This is a genomic window from Amycolatopsis lexingtonensis, from assembly GCF_014873755.1.
Lineage (GTDB): Bacteria > Actinomycetota > Actinomycetes > Mycobacteriales > Pseudonocardiaceae > Amycolatopsis > Amycolatopsis lexingtonensis.
On record NZ_JADBEG010000001.1, the window covers coordinates 5,353,131 to 5,373,929 of the forward strand.

A 20,799-nucleotide genomic window follows, 5' to 3' on the forward strand; every position below is an offset into this window, starting at 1 on the left:
CGTTCTGCAACCGAACATAGCACGCTCGGCGGGCGCCGGACCAGACGTCTTCCGCCCAATGGATGACGCACGCACGACGAAGGGGACTTTTTCCGCCGTTCGCGCGGGAAAAGTCCCCTTCGAGGGAGAAAGCTCAGCCGATCCGGACCAGCCGGGAGCCGTGCGGGGGCACCGAAGAAGCCGTCCACGAGCCGCGGAACCGCCCGAGGTCCTGACGCGCGGCCAGGTCACGCACCGGCCGCGCCCCGGGAACGCCGAGGTCCACCGTGATGTCCGCCGGAGCGGACCCCAGGTTGTAGACCGCCGCGTACCAGGTGCCGTCCGGCGCCTTCTTCTTCCACACCTGCAGGTCCCCGCCGGTGACCCGGACCGGGTACGAGCCGGCGTGGTCGACCGCGATGACCTCGGGGTTCGTCAGGATCGACACGGCGGAGGCATCCAGGAAGTAGATGTCTCCCCCGACGTACAGCGGCGACGACGCCATCGACCAGAACGTCATCACGCTTTGCCGCTCGACGTCGGAGATCCCGTCCTGGATGCCGGACCCCGTGTTGTTGCTGATCGGCATCGAGTCCAGGTCCGGCCGGTACTGCGGCCCGAACACACCCAGCCAGCCCGGCAGGTCCGCCCACCGCGCCTTGACCGAGCTGTCCCAGGTGGACACCGTCTCGCAGTAGCACTCGACGTCGGTGTCGACGCGCACGCCGTTGGCGTAGGGCGCCAGCGAAGAGCCGATGGACCGCGGGACCGGCCACGCGCTCGCCGTCAGCCACATCGGCCGCCGCGAGTGGTCGATCGCCGCCGACCACGCCTTGATGTCCGGGACGTTGTCCGCGGTCGTCCCGTCGACCTTGACGAAGTCGACGCCCCAGGACGCGAAGCGGGCCACGATCGAGTCGTAGTACTTCTGCGCGCACGGGTTGGTGAAGTCGACCTTCCAGTTGCCACCCCAGCCGTTCGACGGCGTCAGCGGCCGGTACGCGATGTCCTGCGCGTGGCACGACGTCCCGAGGATGGGCGCGTTCTTGTCGTAGACCTCCTTCTCGAGCCCGGTCACGGCGTACAAGCCCAGCTTCAGTCCGAGCGAATGCACGTAAGAGGCCAAAGCGGGAATCCCGGAAGGAAACCGCCCCGGATCGGGCGTCGGGATGCCGTTGCCGTCGGTGTGGAACACCCACGACGAATCAGCGTTCCAGCCCGAGTCGATGTTGACGTAGGTGTAGCCCGCGGACTTGAGCTTCGAAGCCATCGCCGAAGCCGCGTCGCGGACGTGCGACTCGTTCAGCCACGAAGTGCCGTAACCCGCGCGGGTCGACGACTCCAGGCTCCAGCTGCTCCAGCCCATGAACGGCCGGACGAACGGCGTCCGCGCGTCGGCCGGAGGAACGACCAGGGAGAAAAGCCCGAGCACGGCGAGGAAAACGGAAAGGAGGCGCTTCACTGAACACTCCTCGGTAGGGGACCTACTCCTTGAGCCCGCTCGCCGCGATCCCGCTGACGATGAACCGCTGGGCGACCAGGAACATCGCGACCAGCGGCGCGATGGTGACGAGCGCGCCGGCGAACAGCGCCGGCAGGTTGACCGACTGCGCGGTCAGGAACGTCGAGAGCGCGATCTGCGCGGTCCACGACGACGGGTCCTGCCCGATCACCAGCGGCCACAGGAACGCGTTCCAGCTTTCGATGAACATCAGCGCGCCGAGCGACGCGATCATGCTCCCCGAGTTCGGCAGGACCAGGCGCCGGTAGACGCCGAGGTAGCCGAGCCCGTCGAGCCGGCCCGCTTCTTCGATTTCGGCGGGGAACCGCAGGTAGAAGTTGCGGAACAGGATCACGGTGAACGCGCTGAACAGGTTCGGCGCGATGATCCCCCACTCGGTGTTGACCCCGCCCATCGAGCCGACGACGACGAACGTCGGCACGAACGTCACCGACTGCGGGATCATCAGCGTGACCAGCACGTACGTGAAGACCGCACGGCGACCGGGCACGTTGATCCGGGCCAGCGCGTACCCGGCCATCGAGCCGAACAGCGTGCCGACCGGAGCCGTGACGACCGCGACCAGGAACGAGTTCCAGAGCGCGTGCGCCATCGGCACCGACGCGTCGGCGAACAGGTCGCCGAAGTTGACCCACGACAGCGGGTCCGGCAGCCACGACCAGTCCGGCGAGCTGACCTGCTGCCGCGTCATCAGCGCGTTGCGCACCATGATGTAGAACGGCAGCAGGAAGATCAGCGACAGCACCGACGCCAGGACGTACTTCGGCGCTTTCCTGACGCGAGGAGCGGCGAGGACGGCCATCAGTCCTTCTTCCCGAAGCCGACGAACCGGCCCTGCAGCAGGGTGATCACGACGATGATCACGGTGAGCAGGAACGCGCCCGCCGAGCCGACGCCGTAGTTCTGGTCGCCGAGCGCGGAGTCGTACAGGTAGACCAGCGGCGGTTTCACCGGCGCGGTCGCGGTGCCGGAAAGCCCGGTGCCGAACAGGTTGTAGAACTCGTCGAACGCCTGGAACGCCGCGATGAGAATGAGCAGCAGCACCGCCACCGACGTGTTCCGCAGCTGCGGCAGCGTGATGTACCGGAACGCCTGCCACTTCGTCGTGCCGTCGAGTTCCCCGGCTTCGTACAGCGACGGCGAGATCGCCTGCAGCCCGGCCAGGAACAGGATCATGTACAGCCCGACCTGCAGCCACAGCCGCAGCGTCACGACCGCGACCCAGTACACCGGCGGGCTCGTCGTGGACAGCCACGGCACCGGGTCGGCGCCGAACAGCCCGCCGACGACGTTCGCGACGCCGGACGGAAGCCCGTTGAACAGCGCCATCTTCCACACCAGCGCCGCGACGACGTACGACACCGCCGCCGGGATGAGGAACACCGTCCGGAAGAACGCCTTGCCGCGCTTGATGCTGTTGATCAGCACCGCGAGGCCGAGCGAAGCCACGAAGGTGATCGGCACGATGAAGACAGTGAAGATCGCGATCGTCGACAACGACGTCAGGAAAGCGTCGTCGCCCAGCAGGAACGCGTAGTTGTCGAAGCCGATCCAGTTCCCGATGGTGATGGTGCCGCGGGCGTCGTTGAAGCTGAGCAGGAAGCTCCACGCGATCGCGACGTACTTGAACAGCCCCAGCCCGATCACCACGGGCCCGGTCAGCACGGCGAACGCGCCGATCGCCCGCCAGTCGCGACGCCGTCGACGCCTTTTCGCCGGCGCCTGCACCGTCGGAGCCTCCAACAGGGCCGTCATGCCAGCTGCTTGTCGACTTCGGCCTGCGCCTTCTTCGCCGCGTCGGCGAGTTCGGCGGCCGGGTCGGCCTGCCCGTTCGCGATCTTCGTCGCGGCCTGCAGGAACAGCGTCGCCGACGCCTTGTTCCACAGCCCCGAGTACGACTTGCCGTTCTGCTGCGAGATCGTCACGGCGTCCTTCGCCGGACCGCTGGAGAACTCGGTGGTCTGCGCGGCGACCTCCTTGCGGGCCGGGATGTGGAAGCCGTACTTGACGCACCAGTCCTTCTGCAGATCGGCGTTCTTGACCCACAGCCAGTCGATGAACTTCTTGACGGCCTCCAAGTTGGCGGACTTCGCGTTGGCCAGCTGGTACCAGCCGCCGACGCGGGCGACCTGCTTGCCGGCGTCGCCGAACTTCGGCCACGCGACGACCCCGAAGTCGTCACCCAGTGCCTTCTTGATGTCCGGCAGCGACCACAGGCCACCCCACTGCATCGCGGTGGCGCCGTTCGCGAACGCGCCCGGGTCGGACCAGTCCGTCGGATAGCCCTGGAGCAGGCCGCCGGTGTCGTGGAGCTGCTTGAGCCCGCCGATCGCGGCGATCGCCTCGGGCGACGCGAACGCGACCTTCTTGCCGCTGGAGTCGAAGAAGTCCCCGCCGGACGACCAGAGCAGGAGCGTCGCCGCTTCGCCGACGCCGTCGGTGCCGACGTACAGGCCCTTCTGCTTGCCGGTGTTGAGCTTCCGCGTCGCTTCGAGCAGCTCCGCGAACGTCTGCGGCGGCTGTACGCCCGCGGCCTGCAGCGCGCTCTTGCGGTAGTACAGCATCATGACGTCGTCGATCATCTTGACGCCGTAGATCTTCCCGTCGACGGTCACGGTGTCCAGCGCGGCCGGGCTGAAGTCGGCCTTGACCGGGCCGACAACGTCGTCAAGCGGCGCGAGCAGGCCGTTCTTGACGTTCTGGTACCGGAAGTCGCCCAGCTCGAACAGGTCCGGCGCCTGCGCGGTGAGCATCGCCGAGTTCAGCTTGGTCTCGTAGTCGCCCGCGATCCAGCTGACGTTGATCGCGATGTCCGGGTTGGCCTTGGTGAACTCCTGCGCGTAGCGCTGGACGGCCTGCTGCGTCCCGGATTCGCCGTACGCGTGGTACCACTGCTGCAGCGTCACTTTCGCGCCGGAAGCGGCGCCCGCGTTCTTGTTCAACGGATCCGAGGTGCAGCCCGCGAGGGCGGCGCCACCGGCGAAGAGGACGGAACCGACCAGGAAGCTTCTCCGGTTCATGGGGCTCACAGGGACTCCTTAGACGCTCTCGGCGACGAAAAGACTTTGGATGGCGACGGCGGCCGCGCCCCGCGCCCACTCCTCGAACGGCAGCGGCCGGATCACCAGGCCGCAGCGGGCGGCGCTGCCGAACGCCTGGACCGCGAAGGTCCGGCGGATCTGGTCTTCGAACAGGTCGTAGGTGGCGACGCCTTCACCCGAGACGACGACCCGCTCGGGGCCGAACAGGTTGACCAGCGCGGCCAGGCCGAGCCCGATCGCGTGCCCGGCCGCGGCGAACACCTCGCGCAGCGGTTCGTCGCCGCGACGAGCGCGCGTCACGGCGTCTTCCATGGTCAGCGCGGGTTCTCCGGAGACCGCGCGGGCGCGGACGAGGATCGCTTCGGTGGACGCGATCGCCTCGACGCAGCCCTGGCCGCCGCAGTGGCAGGACGGGCCGCCGTCGGCGACCGGGACGTGCCCGATCTCGCCCGCGACGCCGTGCGCGCCGCGGACCAGGTCGCCGTTCACGACGAGCGCGCTGCCAATCCCGGTCCCCACCGTGACCAGCGCGAACGACGACGCGCCGACGCCTTCGCCGAACCACTGCTCGGCCACGGCGAGCGCCTTGACGTCGTTCTCCAGCGTCGCGGTCAGCCCGGTCGCGTCTTCCAGCAGCGCGGCCAAGGGGACGTCCCGCCAGCCGAGGAACGGCGAGTACCGGACGACGCCGGACGCGCGGTCGACGTCACCGGACACCGCGACGCCGACGCAGTAGGCGCGGTCGCGGAGGTTGCTGGTGCCGTCCGGGGTCGGCCCGGCCAGCAGCTCACCGACCAGATCGGCCAGCGCGCGCACGACGTGGTCGACGTCGTGACTGGTCAGCGCGTGGTGGGCGCTGGCCCGGACGTCGGCGCGCAGGTCCGTGACGACGCCGATGAGGTCGTCGCCGGTGATCTTGACGCCGACGAAGTACTCCCGGTCCGGGCGGATCGCGAGGGGGTTCGCGGGACGGCCGGCGCCGGGCGTCGTGCGGCCTTCGGAAGCGAGTTCTTCGAGGTAACCGGCTTCGATGAACGGCCGGGCCGCCTTCGTGACCGCGGCCGACGACAGACCGGTGCGCCGGGCGACGTCGACGCGGGAGACCGGCCCTTCGGTCAGGACCGTGGTGAACACGGTCGCTGCCGCGGGACTGGTGATCGGCGCCCTTGCCGGTGCACTGCGAGGCATGGCCGGAAGGGTAGGCAGGATTAATTAACTTCGTCAAGAATTTATTTTTTCGCTGGTCATGCCTACGCTCGGGATCATGTCGCTCGTCGAACACGACCCCGCGCACCGGCTCTGGCTGCTGCGCACCCCCGAAAGCTCGTACGCCTTCCGGCTCGACGCCGACGACCGGCCACGCCACGTCCACTGGGGCCCGCCGCTCACGTTGGCCCAGGCCACACAGGTCGCCGCGCGCCGCAACCCGGCCGACAGCAGCTTCGACGAGCCGGGCGACGAGCGGCAGGAACTCCCGGTCGAAGGCGGCGCGTTCTTCGGCGTCTCGGCGCTGGCCGTGCGGTTCGAGGACGGGACGTCGGCGCTCGAGTGGCGCTACGACGGGTTCGCGATCGAGGACGGAACGCTGGTCATCCGGCTCGCCGACCGGCACTACCCCCTCCGGCTCTCGCTGCACTACCGCGTCCGCGGCGACGTCGTCGAACGCTGGACGTCGCTGCGCGCGGACCAGGCGGTTTCCCTGCTGCGCACGGATTCCGCGTCCTGGACGCTCCCCCGCCGCGACGGCGCCCGGCTGACCCGGACGTCGGGCGCGTGGAGCGCGGAGTACGGCGTCCTGCGCGAAGCCCTGCCGGTCGGCGAGACGACGTTGACCAGCCGTCGCGGCGTGTCCAGCCACCAGGTCAACCCGTGGGTGATGCTCGACGCGGGCGACGCGACCGAGACCTCCGGCGAGGTCTGGAGCACCGCGCTCGCCTGGAGCGGCAGCTGGCGGATCACCGTCGAGCACACGCACACCGGGCGCGTCACGTGGACCGGCGGGTTCGGCCACGAGAACGTCGCCTGGCGGCTGCAGCCGGGCGAAACCTGGGAGACGCCGGTGTTCGCGGGGCTCTACGCGGCCGACGGCTTCGGCGGCACCAGCCGGCGCTGGCACGCCTACGTCCGCGAGTTCGTCCAGCCGCACCCGGCGGAACTGCGGCCGATCGTCTACAACTCGTGGGAAGCCACCGGCTGGGACGTCGACGAGCGGACCGAGACGGACCTGGCCGCGGCGGCCGCTCGCCTGGGGGCCGAACTGTTCGTGATGGACGACGGCTGGTTCGGCGCCCGCACCGGCGACACCGCGGGGCTGGGCGACTGGACCGCCAACGAACAGCGCTTCCCCGGCGGGCTGCGGCCCCTGGTCGACGCCGTGCACGCGCACGGGATGCAGTTCGGGCTCTGGGTCGAGCCGGAGATGGTCAACCCGGACAGCGACCTCTACCGCGCGCACCCCGACTGGGTGCTGCACATGGCGAACCGCGAACGGACGACGCTGCGGAACCAGCTCGTGCTCAACTTCGCCCGCCCGGATGTCGCGGACTGGGCGCACAAGTGGCTCGACCGGCTGGTCGGCGAGCACGGGATCGACTACCTCAAGTGGGACATGAACCGCGCCTTCACCGAAGCCGGCTGGCCGGGCGGGGCGGCCGGGCGCGTGTGGGTGGACCACGTCCGCGCGGTGCACACGATCCTCGACCGGCTGCGCGCCGACCACCCCGCGCTGCGGATCCAGGGCTGCGCGGGCGGCGGCGGCCGCACCGACCTCGGGATCCTGGCGCGGACCGACGAGATCTGGGCGTCCGACAACACCGACGCGGCCGACCGGATCGCCATCCAGCACGGCTACGGGCAGCTCTACCCGGCCGGCACGATGTCGGCCTGGGTCACCGACAGCCCGAACCCGACCACCGGCCGCGAAGCGCCGTTGAGCTTCCGGTTCCACGTCGCCATGGCGGGCGTGCTCGGGCTGGGCGGCGACCTGCCGAAGTGGAGTGCCGCGGAACTCGAGGAGGCGGCCGCGCTCGTCGCGCTGTACAAGGAGATCCGGCCGGTCGTGCAGCACGGCGAGCTGTACCGGCTGGCGGACCCGGCGACGTCGGCGCTGACCGCGGTGCAGTACGTGCTGGACCGCGAAGTGGTCGTCTTCTTCTGGCGGCGGCCCGCGGAGTTCGCGCGGCCGTTCACGCCGCCGCGGCTCGCCGGCCTCGACCCGGCGGGGCGCTACCGCGACTCCGGCGGCGTCGTGCACGACGGCGCGGTGCTGCTGAGCCACGGCCTCGACGTCGACTTCCCGGGCAGCGGGTACGCGAGCGCGGTGGTGCGGCTGACCCGGGTCTGATTACCCACGCCGTTCGGCGTGACCGGCGTGGGTGAGGGTGATTGACTTTTCACCGGGCGTGAGCCGAATGTGAAAGTCCTTCACTTCGCTCGCCAACGGAGGCAGCATGCGCAAGCGCCTGTCCGCCCTGCTCGTCGTACCCGCGCTCGCCGTGCTGGCCCTCGCCGCCCCGGCGTCCGCGAGCACGGGCTACCACGAGTACGTCGCACTGGGGGACTCCTGGACCGCCGACGTCTTCGTCACCTTCCCGCCCACCACCGAGTACACGCCGCTCGACTGCGCGCAGTCCACTTCGGACTACCCGCACGAGCTGGCCGGCGCGCTGGGCGTCGAGACGTTCCGCGACGCGAGCTGCGGCGGCGCCACGACGACCGACTTCACCCAGCCGCAGAAGCTGCCGCTGGGCGGCACGAACCCGCCGCAGTTCGACCGGCTCACGCCCACCACGGACCTGGTCACCGTCGGCGTCGGCGGCAACGACATCGGGCTGGCGGCGGCCGTGACGCAGTGCCTCAACCTGCTGCCGGTGAGCACCTGCAAGGCGAAGTTCACCGCGGGCGGCGTCGACCAGCTGGAAAACGCCGTCACGGCGACGGAGCCGAAGATCGCGGCGGCGCTGCAGGGGATCAAGGAGCGGTCGCCGCACGCGCGGATCCTGCTGGTGAACTACCTCGCCGGCCTGCCCGCGAGCGGCAAGGGCTGCTGGCCGGTGATCCCCGTCGCCGACGGTGACATCGCCTACCTGCAGGCGAAGTTCCTCCAGATGAACGCCATGCTCGCGCGGGTCGCCGCGGACAACGGCGTCGAACTGGTCGACACCTACTCCCCCACCCTGGGCCACGACGCGTGCCAGGCGCCGACCGTGCGGTACGTCGAGGGCCTGATCCCGGTCTCGGTGAGCAACCCGCTGCTGCTCGCCTTCCCCTTCCACCCCAACGGCGCGGGCGCGGCGGCGCAGTCGGAGATCGTTCTCGAGGCCGTTCAGGGGGACTAGGCTGTCGGGGTGGCCAAGATCGCGGTGACCCGGTGGATTCCCGACGACGCGGTGAAGCTCCTCGCCGAAGCGGGCGACGTGGTGGTGTCGCCCGCCGACCGCCCGCTCACACCGGCGGAACTGCACGAGTTCGTGGCCGGCGCGGACGCCGTGGTCGGGATGCTGCACGACCGGCTCGACGGCGCCCTCGCCGACGCCGCCGGCCCGGGCCTGAAGGTGGTCGCGAACGTCGCAGTCGGCTACGACAACGTCGACGTCCCGGCGCTGGCCGGGCGCGGCGTCGTCGTGACGAACACGCCGGGCGTGCTCACCGACGCGACCGCCGACCTCGCCTTCGGCCTGCTGCTCGCCGTCACGCGGCGGCTCGGCGAGGGCGAACGGCTGCTGCGTTCGCGCACGCCGTGGTCGTTCCACCTCGGCTTCCTGCTCGGCTCGGGCCTGCAGGGCAAGACGCTCGGGATCGTCGGGTACGGCCAGATCGGCCGCGCGGTGGCGAAACGCGCCGAGGCGTTCGGCATGGAGATCGTCCACTCGGGACGGTCGAACCGGGGTTCCGTTCCCTTCGACGAACTCCTGGCGCGCTCGGACGTCGTCTCGCTGCACTGCCCGCTGACGCCGGACACCCGGCACCTCATCGACGCGGCCGCGTTGCGCGCCATGAAACCCAGTGCCTACCTGGTGAACACCACGCGCGGCCCGGTCGTCGACGAGGCAGCACTCGCGGACGCGCTCGAAGCCGGCGAGATCGCGGGCGCCGCGCTCGACGTGTTCGAAAAGGAACCCGAGGTCGAACCGCGCCTGCTCGGCCGCGACGACGTCGTGCTGAGCCCGCACCTCGGGTCCGCGACGGTCGAAACCCGCACCGCGATGGCCGTGCTGGCCGCCCGCAACGTCGTGGCGGTGCTCGCCGGGCGGACCCCGCTGACGGAGGTGAAGCCGTGACCCGTGTCGTGATCGCGCCGGACAAGTTTAAGGGCAGTCTCACCGCGGTCGAGGCCGCGGAAGCCATCGCACTCGGCGTCCGGGATGCCTTGCCGGACGCCGAGGTCGTCTCGTGCCCGGTCGCCGACGGCGGCGAAGGGACACTGGACGTGCTCGAAGCGGCGGGGGCCCGGATCGTCCGGCTGTCCGTCCGCGGTCCGCTCGACGAGCAGGTCAAGGCGCGGTACGCGGTGCTGGACGGCACGGCGTACGTCGAATCGGCGCGGGCGTGCGGGATCGAATTCGTCGACCCCACCCCGGAAACCGCGCTGGCCGCGCACACCTGGGGTGTCGGCGAGCTGCTCATGGACGCGCTGATGCACGGCGCTCGCCGGCTCGTCCTGACCGTCGGGGGCACGGCCAGCACCGACGGCGGCGCGGGGATGCTGGGCGCGCTCGGCGCCGGCGTGCTGGACGCGTTCGGCGCGCCGGTCGGCCTGGGCGGCGGGACGCTGACACGGGTCGCGTCCACCGAGCTGGCTCCCGTGCGGGAACGCCTCGAAGGAGTGAGCGTCGCGGTCGCGACCGACGTGACCAACCCGCTGCTGGGCCCGTCGGGAGCCGCGGCGGTGTTCGGGCCGCAGAAGGGGGCGGGGCCCGCGCAGGTGAAGCTGCTCGACGAGGCGCTGGGCCGGTGGGCGCACGCGCTGCAGGTGGGCGGGGCGCCGGACGTCTCGCGGGTACCGGGTGCCGGCGCGGGCGGCGGCGTCGCGGCCGGGGCGATCGCCGGGATGGGCGCGACCGTCGAGTCCGGGTTCGACCTGATCGCCGGGCTGACCGGGGTGGACGCCGCGCTGGTGGGTGCCGATCTCGTGATCACCGGCGAGGGATCGCTCGACGAGCAGAGCTTGAACGGCAAGGCGCCGGCCGGGATCGCGGCGCGGGCGGGCGGGATTCCGTTGCTGGTGCTCGCGGGGCGGATCCAGCTGGACGAGGCCGGGCTGGCGCGGTTGGGCGTGGTGGGGAGCAGTGCGTTGATCGACCACGCGTCGTCGGTGGCGGAGGCGCAGGCGAACGCGCCGGCGCTGCTGCGGGCCCGCGCGGCCGAACTCGTGCGGGAGTGGCGCTCCCGCGGGTGACGTGAACGACTCGTTCACCTCGTCTGGCGCGTTGGTCCCGCGGCAAAGTCGGGTCGGTGCGGTCCGCAGCGGTGCACCGGTGTCTTGAATGAGTCATTCAGGACGTCCGAAGACCTGAATGAGTCATTCAAGACGTTTCATGAACGACTCGTTCACGGCAACCGGGCGAACGGACCTCTCGCCACACTGCGAAAGGCCCGTCCGCCGCGGTCAGCTCGTGTGCTGGGGCAGCACCGCGAAAGCGACTCCGCCCGCTTCGTCCTCTTGGACGTCCAGCACCTTGTCGTCGAGCAGCGCCGCCGCCTGGGGTTCCAGGAACACCTTCGGGCCTTCGTCGGCCCCCAGCACGCTGTCGCCCTCCGCGGGTTCCGGCGCCACCGACAGGGCCAGCTGGGCACTTTCGCCGTCGGCGTTCTGGACCGCCAGGCGGAGCCCGGCGTCGCCCTCCCCCTGGCTGGTCAGTGCGGTGATCGCCTCGGCGGCGGCTTCGGTCACGGTCAGCATTTTCGGCCTTCCCTTCGTCGCGGTCCGATGCACTGGTGCCCCACGCTAGGGGCGCCCGAACGGACGCGCAGTCTGAGCGGATCAGCCCTGCCGGGCCTCGCGGATCGCGTCCGCCACCGAGCCGCCCGCGTAGTCCGCCCGCTCGCCGGGGTCCGGGTCCGCGTGGCGGTGCGGCAGCTCGTCCTCCGGGGTCACCGGCTCGAAGTCCGGCGGGGCGTCCTCGATCGTCTCGTCGAGCTCCGCCGCCGGCGTCGCCGCGAGGGGGCGCTCCGGGACCTGCTCCGGTTCGGTGTCCGGCTCCTCTTCGGCCAGGCGCTGCTCGATCGGCTCGCCCTCGCGGATCTCGCTCGGCGTGGTGCCGTAGCGGTTCGCGGCGCTCCAGTGCTCCGCCGGCTCGACGCCCGCTTCGAGCGGATCCACGCGCAGCTCGTCCTCGTCCAGTGCTTCGCTCGGGCTCAAGCTGTCCGGTTCGGCCGAGTCACGGTCACTCACCAGTCGTCTCCTCGCGCTCGGAACTCGTCATCCCCCGTGACCTACCCCGGACGCCGGGGAGCCGAAACCCCGGCGGTGTCGCCGGGATCACATTTCTTCAACCGGTTTAACACATTCACAAGTTTGTGAACGCAAGGTAGCTTGGCAACATGGCCACCACCAGGTGCGCACCGGAGAGCCGGCTGCTCGCCACCGCCCCGGACCGCCACCACGAGCTCGGCACGCACGCCGCGTGGTACGTCGTCGCCGGCGTCATCACGACGGGCGTCCAGGCCCTCCTCTTCCTGCTGTTCCGCGACGAACTCGGCTCGCAGGTCGCGAACCTGGTCGCGATCGCGCTCACCACGGTCGGCAACACCGAGTTCCACCGCCGCGTCACCTTCGCCGGGCGGCCCAGCAACGCCGGGAAGCGGCACCTGCAGGACTTGCTCACCTTCGCCTTCTACGCCGGGTACGGCTCCGCGGTGCTCGCGCTGCTCGACGCGCTCGTCGACCGGCCGACGTCGTGGGAGGAGACCGGCACGCTGCTGCTGGCCAGCTTCGTCGGCGGGTTCGTGCGGTTCGCCGTGCTCCGCTGGTGGGTGTTCGCACACCGGACGGCCACGGCGGCGCACAGCGGCTAGCGTCTGCAGGCGTGGCCTCGGACGACATCAAGCCCCACGACGGCGGCACGGAACCGGACTACCGCTTCACGCTGGCGAACGAACGCACCTTCCTCGCCTGGCTCCGCACCGCGCTCGGCTTGCTCGCGGGCGGCGTCGCGGTGCACCAGCTGGTGCCGTCGCCGGCCGCCGCCAGCGCCGTCCTCGCCGGGCTGTGCGTCGCGCTGGCCGCGATCCTCGCCGCGACCGCGTATCCCCGCTGGCGGCGGGTGCAGGTCGCGATGCGTGCCGGAGAGCCACTGCCGCGGAGCCGGATGATCCTGGTGCTGACGGGCGGGCTGCTGATCCTCATCGTCGCCGCCGCGGTGCTCCTGGCCGTCTCGTGACGCCGCGAATACCGCTCCCTCGCGATTATCACCAGGTCAGAAATACCGTCATGACCCCTCGGGGGCGGTCGTGAATCCGGCGAGCGGGGCCCAAGCCGAGCGCACCGGCCTCGCTTGGCGCCGGACGGCGCTGGCGGCCGCCGCCTGCACCGTACTGCTCCTGCACTCGGCCGCCCAGCGCCATTGGGGTGTCACCCTGGTCCCCGTTTTGCTGTCCGCGAGCACATCCGCCCTGCTAGCGGCGTTCGGAATGCTGCGCGAACGGGCCTTGCGCACCCCCGGACCGGGGCCGGCCCACCCCGCGCTGCCCGCGATCGCGTCGCTCGCCGTGACCGCCACTGCCGCTTCCGTGCTCGTCTTCCACTGACGAGTGAACTCCGCACATCCTGAAACCGATTAATCGCAATGTGCGGGGACTGGTCGCGGGAACATCACGGTCGATGCTGCGAACGGGGTATTGGTCGTTGAAATCTGGACTGACCGCCATGGAGGTGCTTACGATTACCCAGCGTCGCACGGATGGCAGATCAACCCGGATCTCCCGGAGTATCTGCAACCGGAAAGTCACGGAGAGTGGAGTCCCCCGGCAGCGGCGGTCGAGGGTCGGCCGGGGAGACGACCATGACAGCACCGCCGAGTACCACCGAAGAACCCGCTACCGCCGTTCGCGATTATCGCACTCCGGAGTCATTGCCCCGGCCCGGCGGCCGGCTCACCAAGGAGGATCTCGACCCCCTGGTGAAGGACGCGGGTGAGGGGAACCCCGCGGCGATCCACTCCCTGCTCCAGATGATCGAGCCGGTGGTGGTCCGCTACTGCCGGGCGCGCATGGGCGGGCGCGACCTCTCGTACCTGTCGGCCGACGACGTCGCCCAGGAAGTCTGCCTCGCGGTGTTGAAGGCCCTTCCCGATTATCAGGACCGCGGGGGCTCGTTCCTCTACCTCGTGCACGCGATCGCGGCCAACAAGGTCGCCGACGCCTACCGCGCCGTCGCCCGCGACCGTTCCGAGCCCGTCCCCGAGCTCCCGGAGCGCCCGCTGGTCGCCGGCAACGAGCCGGAATCCCACGCGCTGCACCTCGACCTCGGCGCGCGGCTGGGCCGGCTGCTCGCCTCGCTGCCGCGGGTGCAGCAGGAGATCCTGACCCTGCGCATCGCCGTCGGCTTCTCCGCCCAGGAGACCGCCGAAGCCCTCGGCATCTCCCCGGGCAACGTGCGCGTGACGCAGCACCGGGCGCTGACCCGCTTGCGCGGCATGATCAGCGGCGACGAAGAGTTCTGAGCCTCCCGAGCGGCGGGCGGGGCGTCCTCTTTTACCCCCTGGAAGAGGACTCCCCGCCCGCGTCCAAGCCGTAGACCGTCCGGGCGTTGTGCTCGAAGACGGCGAGGCGCTCCCCGTCCGACAACCCGCCCGTCAGCGCGATCGCCGTGTCCACGACCAGCTCGTAGGACGCCGCCAGCTCGCACACCGGCCAGTCCGAGCCGAACACCACGCGGGACGGGCCGAACACGTCCAGCACGTGGTCCACGTACCGCCGCAGGTGCCCGGCCTCCCAGCCGGTCCAGTCCGCCTCGGTGACCAGGCCCGACAGCTTGCACACGACGTTCTCGTGCGCGGCCAGCGCGGTCACCCCGGATGCCCAGGGCTCCCACTCCCCCGCCGCGATCGCCGGCTTGGCCGCGTGGTCCAGCACCAGCCGCAGCTCCGGCAGCCGTCCCGCCAGCGCGGTGGCCGCGGGCAGCTGGTCGACGCGCACGAGCAGGTCGTAGGTCAAACCCGCCGCCGCGACCGCGCCCAGCCCGGCCAGCACGGCGGGGCGCAGCAGCCACTCGTCGTCCGGCTCGGTCTCCACCTGGTGCCGGATCCCGACCAGCGGACCGTCCAGCGCCGCGAGCCGCTCGGCGACGTCCGGGGCCGCCAGGTCCGTCCAGCCGACGACCCCCGCGATGAGCGGTTCCGCGGCCGCGGTCTCGAGGAATTCGGCCGTCTCCTCGGCCGACGAGGTCGTCTGGACCAGGATCGTCGCGTGGACGCCGGCCGCCTTCGTCACCGCGTGCAGGTCGTCAACGGTGTACGGACGGCGGATCGGGTCGAGAGCCTCGCCGGCCATCCACGGGTAGTCGCGCCGCGAGGGGTCCCACAGGTGGTGGTGCGCGTCGATCATGAGACTCCTTCGGCGATGACGGCGTCGGCACGCAGCAGGCCCGCGCCGACGAGTTCGGTCCACAGCTCCGGCGGCACGACGGCCCCGGCCCGCCGCGCGTTCACGCTGACCTGGGATGGATCGTGCGCGCCGACGACGACCGACGCCACCGCGGGGTGCGCCATCGGCAGCGCCAGCGCCGCTTCCGGCAGCTCGACACCGTGCCGCGCGCAGATCGCCGCGATCCGCCCGGCCCGTTCGACCAGCTCGGGCGGCGCCTCGGCGTAGTCGTAGACGCGGCCCGGCTCGGCCGTCGCCAGGATGCCGCCGTTGAACACGCCGCCGGCGACCACGCGGACCCCGCGGTCGAGGCAGAGCGGCAGCAGCTCGTCGAGGGCGGGCTGGTCCAGCAGCGTGTAGCGGCCGGCCACGAGCAGGACGTCGAGGTCGGTGCGGCGGACGAACTCGGCGAGCATCGGCGCCTGGTTCATCCCGGCGCCGAACGCGCCGATCACGCCCTGCTCCCGCAGCTCGCGCAACGCCGGGAAGGCCCCGCGCAGGGCTTCCTCGAAGTGGTCGTCGGGGTCGTGGACGTAGACGACGTCGACGCGGTCGAGCCCGAGCCGCGTCAAGCTGTCCTCGAAGGACCGCAGGACGCCGTCGCGGCTGAAGTCCCACCGGCGCCGGTACGCGGCCGGGACGGCGAAGCCCTGGTCGTCCTGCCGCGCGGCGCCGTCCGGATCGGGTTCGAGCACGCGGCCGACCTTCGTGGACAGCACGTACTCGTCGCGGGGGTACGACCGCAGGGCCGCGCCGAGGCGGGTTTCCGACAGGCCGAGGCCGTAGTGCGGCGCGGTGTCGAAGTACCGGATGCCCTCGTCCCACGCGCGGCGGACGGTCGCGGCCGCCGTCTCGTCGCTGATCGCGTGGTAGAGGTTGCCCAGCTGCGCGCAGCCGAGACCCAGCGGGGACAAGTTCACCGCGTCACTCCTTCGCCGGCAGTTCCCAGACCAGCCCGATGCCGGTGTCGTCGCCGGAGTAGTCGTCTTCGACGGCCAGCAGCTCGGCCATCCTGGCCTGCCACGGGACGTTCGCGGGGTGGTCCCGCAACGCCGCGCGCATCGCCGCGTAGTCGTCCACTTCGACGACGTGGAAGAGGTCGAGTCCGTTACGCCAGATCCGCCAGGTGCGGACCCCGGCCTCGCGCAGGGCGGTGTCCAGCTCGGGCGGGATGACGGCGTGGACGGACTCGTACTCGGCCTCCTTGCCCGGCTTCAGGCGGGTATGGAGGGCCACTCTTTGAGGTGTGGGCTGGTGGGTCATCACCACTCCTTCGCCGGGACATGGCACGCTGGTGTCGAACACCGAAACATCCGAGGTCTGGTGCAGGGAGGACGGACGCGATGCCCGTCACCGATGTCGCGATCGACAAGATCAAGGACATGATCATCTCCGGCGAGCTGGCGCCGGGCGACCGGCTGCCGAAGGAGGCCGAGCTGGCCCAGCGGCTCGGGCTCTCGCGCAGCTCCCTGCGGGAGGCCGTCAAGGCGTTGTGCCTGATCAGGGTGCTCGACGTCCGCCAGGGCGACGGCACGTACGTCACCAGCCTCGAGCCGAACCTGCTGCTCGACGCGATGACGTTCGTGGTCGACTTCCACCGCGACGACACCGTCCTCGACTTCCTCGCCGTGCGGCGGATCCTCGAGCCGGCCGCGACCGCGCTGGCCGCCTTGCACATGAGCGAAGCCGACATCACCGAGCTGGGCCGGCTGCTCGGCGAGCTGGAGGACGCGCCGACCGTCGAGGCGCTGGTCGCCAACGACCTCGAGTTCCACCGCAAGATCGCCGACGGCTCCGGCAACCCCGTGCTCTGCTCGCTGCTCGACAGCCTCTCCGGGCCGACCGCCCGCGCCCGCATCTGGCGCGGCCTCACCCAGGAGGGCGCGGTCGCGAAGACGCGGGAACAGCACACGGCGATCTACGAGGCCATCGCGGCGCGCGAGCCGGAACTGGCGCGCTCGTGGGCGACCGTGCACGTCGCGGGCGTGGAGCAGTGGCTGCGCAACGCCCTGGGCACCGCGGACGACCCGACCGTGCCCGATTCGGACGACGGGCCGGCCGCGGAAGCCTCCTGACAGTGATCCGATGATCACGGGCTGACCATCAGGTCTGGGGCTTTCCGCCCGCGTACCGGGCGATGATCAGCGCGACCAGGATGATGGCGCCGTAGATCGCGCCCTGCCACTCCGCCCGGACGTGCGCGTAGTTGAGCAGGCTCGACACCGAGGACAGCAGCAGGACGCCGGTGAGCGCACCGACCAGGGTGCCCTTGCCGCCGTCGAGCGAGACGCCGCCGATCACCGCCGCCGCGAACACCTGCAGGATCAGCCCGGAGCCCTGGTTCGCGCCCAGCGCGCCGACGTAACCGGTGTAGGCGAGCCCGCCGATCGCGGCGAGGATCCCGGCGACGACGAACACCGCCCACGCGATCCGGTCGACGCGGACCCCGGCCGCCCGCGCGGCTTCGCGGTTGCCGCCGATCGCGTACAGCGCGCGGCCGACGCGGTGGTAGCGCAGCACCCAGCCGGCGATTGCGAACAGCGCCGCGGCCAGCCAGACCGACATCGGCAGGCCGGCGAACGTCGTCGTGGCGAGGTTCGTGAACGAGTCCGGCAGGTTGAACAGCGTCTTGCCCTGCGTCGACCCGACCTGCACGCCGCGCAGCACGGTCAGCATGGCCAGGGTGACGATGAAGGCGTTCAGCTTCAGCTTCACGATCAGGAAGCCGTTGACGAACCCGACCAGCGCGCCGCACAGCGGGATGATCAGCAGGCCGATCGCCGCGGGCAGCTCGACGCCGAAGCCGGCCGACGCCGCGGGGATCACGACCATCGCGCCGAGCGCCGGCGCCAGGCCCATAGTCGACTCCAGCGACAGGTCGAACTTCCCGGTGATCAGCACCAGCGACTCGCCGAGCACGACCAGCGACAGCGCCGCCGACGCGGTCAGGATGCTGACGATGTTGCTCCAGCCGACGAAGGTGTCGTCGACCAGGCCGCCGATGACGAACACCACGACGAGCGCGGGCAGCAGCGCCAGTTCACGCAGCCAGAGGGCTTTCCGGCGCCGGGGCGGCGCAGGCAGCTCCGTTTGCGGAGAGGTCATCACGTCGGTCACGAAAGCTCGACTCCTTCGATGTCGGCCACGAGGTCGCCGTCGGACCACCCGGCCTGGTGCTCGGCGACGACGGCCCCGGCGCGCAGCACCAGGACCCGGTCGCTCAGGCGCAGGTCGTCCAGCTCGTCGCTGACGATCAGCACCGCCTTGCCTTCGGCGCGCACCCGGTCGACGACCGCGAGCAGCGCCTCCTTCGACTTCACGTCCACCCCGGCGGTCGGGTTGATCAGCACCACGACCCGGGGGTCGCCGATCAGGGCCCGCGCCAGCACGACTTTCTGCTGGTTGCCGCCGGACAGGTCCGACACCGGCTGCTCGGCGCTGGCGGCCACGATGTCGTAGTCCTTCAGCGCCTGGGACGCCCTCGCGAACCGGGTGCGCGGGGACGCGATCCCGCCGCGGCCCAGCTTGTCCAGGATCGACAGCGTCGCGTTGTCGGCGATCGTGTGCTCCAGCACCAGGCCTTCGTGGTGCCGGTCGCGCGGCACGCAGCCGATGCCCGCCCGGATCGCCGCCGGGATGTCACCCGGCCGCAGCGGCGAGCCGTCGACGCGGATCGTGCCCGCGGACGGTGTCCGCAGGCCGTAGACCGTCTCGGCGACCTGGTGCTTGCCGCTGGCGTTGCTGCCCGCGAACCCGACGACCTCGCCGCGGCGCAGCCGGAAGGAGACGCCGGAGAAGCCGTCCCCGGACAGGCCGTCGACCGCGAGGATCTCCGGGGCGTCCGCTTCGAGGGACTCGCGCGAAGCGGCGTCCCGCACGGACAAGCCGCCGGGTTCGCCGGTCATCGCGTCGACGAGTTCCGCGCGCCCCACCTCGGCCACCGGCGCGGTGAGCACGTGCTTCGCGTCGCGCAGCACCGTGACGGCCTGGCAGACCTCGTACACCTCGTGCAGGTGGTGCGAGATGAACAGGAACGTCACCCCGCCCGCCTGCATCTGGCGCATCCGCTCGAAGAGCCGCTCGATGGCCTGGCTGTCCAGCTGCGCGGTCGGCTCGTCGAGGACGATGAACCGGGCGCCGTAGGACAGCGCGCGGGCGATTTCGACGAACTGCCGGTCCTCGACCGACAGCTCACCGGCCGGGGTGTCGACGTCGACGTGGACGTCCCACGAATCGAGCAGCTCGCGGGCCTGGCGCCGCAACGACTTCCAGCCGATCGAGAACCCGCCGCCCGCCTGCCGGTTGAGGAACAGGTTCTCGGCGACGGTGAGCTGCGGGACGACCATCGCGTGCTGGTACACGCAGGCGACGCGCGCCTTCCAGTCGTCCTGTTTGGACAGTGGCGGGGCCGGCTCGCCGCCGAACTCGACGTGCCCGGTGTCCGTGGCGGACAGCCCGGTGAGGATGGAGACGAGCGTCGACTTGCCGGCCCCGTTGCGCCCGACGAGCGCGTGCGACTCGCCGGGGTGCACGGTGAGGCTGACGTCGTGGAGCGCCACGGTGGGGCCGTAGCGCTTCCCGACTCCTACGGCGCTGACCACCGGGACGGCGGGTTCGCCGGCGGGCAGCGCGGTCACAGGTTGTTCCCCCAGAGGGCCTTGTCGTCCACGTTGTCCTTGGTGATGACGGGCGCGGGCAGCTGGTCCTCGAGGATGCCGGGGCTGATCTCGACGATGGTGCTGTCGTGGTCGGTCGGGCCCGGCTTGAACGTCTCGCCGGCCATGGCCTTCTTCAGCCAGTACAGGCCGTACTTCGCATAGGCGTCGGCCGGCTGGGACACGGTGGCGTCGAGCTCGCCGGCGCGGATCGCGGCCAGTTCCTGCGGGATGCCGTCGTTGGAGACGAGCACGATGTGCTTCGGGTCGCCGACCGGGAAGAACAGGTTCTTGCGCTTGAGCGCCTGCTCGGTCGGGGCCAGGTAGACGCCGCCGGCCTGCATGTAGACGCCCTTGATGTCCGGGTTCGCGGTCAGCATGCTGTCCAGCCCGGCGGACGCCTTGTCGGCCTTCCACTCGGCGGGGATCTCCAGCACCTGGACGCCGGGGTACTTGGACTTCATGCAGTCGCGGAAGGCTTCCGAGCGGTCGCGGCCGTTGACCGACGCGAGGTCGCCCATGATCTGCACGACCTTGCCGGACTTGACCTTCTGCCCGATCGCGTCGCACGCCTTGGTGCCGTAGGCCTTGTTGTCGGCCCGCACGACCATCGCGACCTTGCCGCTCTCGGGGGCGACGTCGACGGCGACCACCGGCACGCCCTTGTTCTCGGCCTGCTTGAGCCCGGCGACGATCGCGGCCGAGTCCAGCGGCGTCACGACCAGGCCCTTGACGCCCTGGTTGAGGAAGGTGCCGATGTCGGTGATCAGTTTGGCCGGATCGCTGTCCGCGTTGACCGTCGGGAGGACGTCGACGCCCTCGGACTTGGCCATCTGCGGCACGTAGTTGTTGTAGGCCTGCCAGAACGGCGAGGTCAGCAGGGGCAGCGTCGCGCCGACCTTGCCGCCGGGGCTGCCGCCCGCCGCGGGCGCCGACGCGTTGTCCTTGGTGGACCCGCAGGCGGCCAGTACCAGGCCGCAGACGGCGGCCGTGGCGGCCACCGTGATCACCCTATTGC

22 protein-coding genes are annotated in these 20,799 nt (G+C 71.0%); 9 read left to right on the forward strand and 13 right to left on the reverse strand.

The window, feature by feature from the left end; translation table 11 throughout:
* Positions 1-133 precede the first annotated feature (133 nt).
* Genes H4696_RS24020 through H4696_RS24040 form a run of 5 tightly spaced genes read right to left on the reverse strand, consistent with a single transcriptional unit; the run spans position 134 to position 5,730 of the window.
* A complete protein-coding gene (locus H4696_RS24020) occupies positions 134-1,441 on the reverse strand; it encodes a glycoside hydrolase family 27 protein (RefSeq protein ID WP_249026980.1) in 1,308 nt (435 codons plus the stop codon).
* Between the two features lie 22 nt (positions 1,442-1,463).
* On the reverse strand, positions 1,464-2,303 hold the full coding sequence (locus H4696_RS24025) for a carbohydrate ABC transporter permease (protein ID WP_086859490.1): 840 nt from the start codon (positions 2,301-2,303) through the stop codon (positions 1,464-1,466).
* A complete protein-coding gene (locus H4696_RS24030; RefSeq protein ID WP_086859492.1) occupies positions 2,303-3,256 on the reverse strand; it encodes a carbohydrate ABC transporter permease in 954 nt (317 codons plus the stop codon). The genes H4696_RS24025 and H4696_RS24030 overlap by 1 nt, the downstream gene beginning before the upstream one ends.
* Positions 3,253-4,521, reverse strand: coding sequence for an ABC transporter substrate-binding protein (locus H4696_RS24035; protein WP_086859494.1), 1,269 nt, complete (start codon positions 4,519-4,521; stop codon positions 3,253-3,255). The genes H4696_RS24030 and H4696_RS24035 overlap by 4 nt, the downstream gene beginning before the upstream one ends.
* A gap of 18 nt (positions 4,522-4,539) precedes the next feature.
* Positions 4,540-5,730 carry an ROK family protein gene (locus H4696_RS24040; RefSeq protein WP_225955790.1) on the reverse strand — a complete coding sequence of 397 codons (1,191 nt, stop codon included), beginning with the start codon at positions 5,728-5,730 and terminating at the stop codon, positions 4,540-4,542.
* Between the two features lie 76 nt (positions 5,731-5,806).
* Between H4696_RS24040 and H4696_RS24045 the strand changes: the two genes are divergently transcribed.
* The 4 genes from H4696_RS24045 (at position 5,807) to H4696_RS24060 (ending at position 10,939) form a co-directional block, all read left to right on the forward strand.
* Positions 5,807-7,885, forward strand: a complete 2,079-nt coding sequence (locus tag H4696_RS24045; RefSeq protein WP_086859498.1) for an alpha-galactosidase — start codon at positions 5,807-5,809, stop codon at positions 7,883-7,885.
* Positions 7,886-7,991: 106 nt separating this feature from the next.
* Positions 7,992-8,879, forward strand: a complete 888-nt coding sequence (locus H4696_RS24050; RefSeq protein WP_086859499.1) for an SGNH/GDSL hydrolase family protein — start codon at positions 7,992-7,994, stop codon at positions 8,877-8,879.
* A 9-nt stretch (positions 8,880-8,888) separates the two neighbouring features.
* A complete protein-coding gene (locus tag H4696_RS24055) occupies positions 8,889-9,821 on the forward strand; it encodes a 2-hydroxyacid dehydrogenase (protein WP_086859501.1) in 933 nt (310 codons plus the stop codon).
* Positions 9,818-10,939 (forward strand): glycerate kinase, encoded by a 1,122-nt coding sequence (locus H4696_RS24060; protein ID WP_086859503.1) that lies wholly within the window; start codon positions 9,818-9,820, stop codon positions 10,937-10,939. Before H4696_RS24055 ends, H4696_RS24060 begins: the two co-directional genes overlap by 4 nt.
* Positions 10,940-11,149: 210 nt before the next feature.
* Here H4696_RS24060 and H4696_RS24065 read toward each other — a convergent pair whose 3' ends face one another.
* Together H4696_RS24065 and H4696_RS24070 are read right to left on the reverse strand one after the other, a co-directional pair.
* The gene (locus H4696_RS24065) at positions 11,150-11,443 is read right to left on the reverse strand and encodes an iron-sulfur cluster biosynthesis family protein (protein ID WP_086859505.1); all 294 of its coding nucleotides are present in this window, start codon (positions 11,441-11,443) and stop codon (positions 11,150-11,152) included.
* 81 nt (positions 11,444-11,524) lie between these two features.
* Positions 11,525-11,935: a hypothetical protein gene (locus H4696_RS24070; protein ID WP_086859507.1), complete on the reverse strand. Its 411-nt coding sequence runs from the start codon at positions 11,933-11,935 to the stop codon at positions 11,525-11,527.
* A 149-nt stretch (positions 11,936-12,084) separates the two neighbouring features.
* On the opposite strand from H4696_RS24070, the gene H4696_RS24075 reads away from it, so the two are divergent.
* From H4696_RS24075 to shbA, 4 genes are all read left to right on the forward strand, one after another.
* Entirely contained in the window at positions 12,085-12,558 is a 474-nt protein-coding gene (locus H4696_RS24075; protein ID WP_086859508.1) for a GtrA family protein, read from the forward strand.
* A gap of 11 nt (positions 12,559-12,569) precedes the next feature.
* A complete protein-coding gene (locus H4696_RS24080; RefSeq protein ID WP_086859509.1) occupies positions 12,570-12,923 on the forward strand; it encodes a YidH family protein in 354 nt (117 codons plus the stop codon).
* Positions 12,924-12,993: 70 nt separating this feature from the next.
* Positions 12,994-13,290, forward strand: a complete 297-nt coding sequence (locus tag H4696_RS24085) for a DUF202 domain-containing protein (protein WP_086859510.1) — start codon at positions 12,994-12,996, stop codon at positions 13,288-13,290.
* A gap of 254 nt (positions 13,291-13,544) precedes the next feature.
* A complete protein-coding gene (gene shbA / locus H4696_RS24090; protein WP_225955791.1) occupies positions 13,545-14,204 on the forward strand; it encodes an RNA polymerase sigma factor ShbA in 660 nt (219 codons plus the stop codon).
* 31 nt (positions 14,205-14,235) lie between these two features.
* Here the strand turns inward: shbA and H4696_RS24095 are convergent, their stop codons facing one another.
* The 3 genes from H4696_RS24095 to H4696_RS24105 are packed head-to-tail and all read right to left on the reverse strand — an operon-like array spanning position 14,236 to position 16,389.
* On the reverse strand, positions 14,236-15,087 hold the full coding sequence (locus tag H4696_RS24095) for an amidohydrolase family protein (RefSeq protein ID WP_086859512.1): 852 nt from the start codon (positions 15,085-15,087) through the stop codon (positions 14,236-14,238).
* The gene (locus tag H4696_RS24100) at positions 15,084-16,046 is read right to left on the reverse strand and encodes an aldo/keto reductase (RefSeq protein WP_086859514.1); all 963 of its coding nucleotides are present in this window, start codon (positions 16,044-16,046) and stop codon (positions 15,084-15,086) included. Before H4696_RS24100 ends, H4696_RS24095 begins: the two co-directional genes overlap by 4 nt.
* Positions 16,047-16,050: 4 nt before the next feature.
* Positions 16,051-16,389 carry an L-rhamnose mutarotase gene (locus H4696_RS24105; protein ID WP_086859515.1) on the reverse strand — a complete coding sequence of 113 codons (339 nt, stop codon included), beginning with the start codon at positions 16,387-16,389 and terminating at the stop codon, positions 16,051-16,053.
* Positions 16,390-16,469: 80 nt separating this feature from the next.
* On the opposite strand from H4696_RS24105, the gene H4696_RS24110 reads away from it, so the two are divergent.
* Positions 16,470-17,201 (forward strand): FadR/GntR family transcriptional regulator, encoded by a 732-nt coding sequence (locus H4696_RS24110; RefSeq protein WP_086859517.1) that lies wholly within the window; start codon positions 16,470-16,472, stop codon positions 17,199-17,201.
* 28 nt (positions 17,202-17,229) lie between these two features.
* Here the strand turns inward: H4696_RS24110 and H4696_RS24115 are convergent, their stop codons facing one another.
* The 3 genes from H4696_RS24115 to H4696_RS24125 are packed head-to-tail and all read right to left on the reverse strand — an operon-like array spanning position 17,230 to position 20,791.
* Positions 17,230-18,243 (reverse strand): ABC transporter permease, encoded by a 1,014-nt coding sequence (locus tag H4696_RS24115; RefSeq protein ID WP_086859519.1) that lies wholly within the window; start codon positions 18,241-18,243, stop codon positions 17,230-17,232.
* On the reverse strand, positions 18,240-19,763 hold the full coding sequence (locus H4696_RS24120; protein WP_086859521.1) for a sugar ABC transporter ATP-binding protein: 1,524 nt from the start codon (positions 19,761-19,763) through the stop codon (positions 18,240-18,242). Before H4696_RS24120 ends, H4696_RS24115 begins: the two co-directional genes overlap by 4 nt.
* Positions 19,760-20,791, reverse strand: coding sequence for a sugar ABC transporter substrate-binding protein (locus H4696_RS24125; protein WP_086859523.1), 1,032 nt, complete (start codon positions 20,789-20,791; stop codon positions 19,760-19,762). The genes H4696_RS24120 and H4696_RS24125 overlap by 4 nt, the downstream gene beginning before the upstream one ends.
* Between the last annotated feature and the right edge of the window lie 8 nt (positions 20,792-20,799).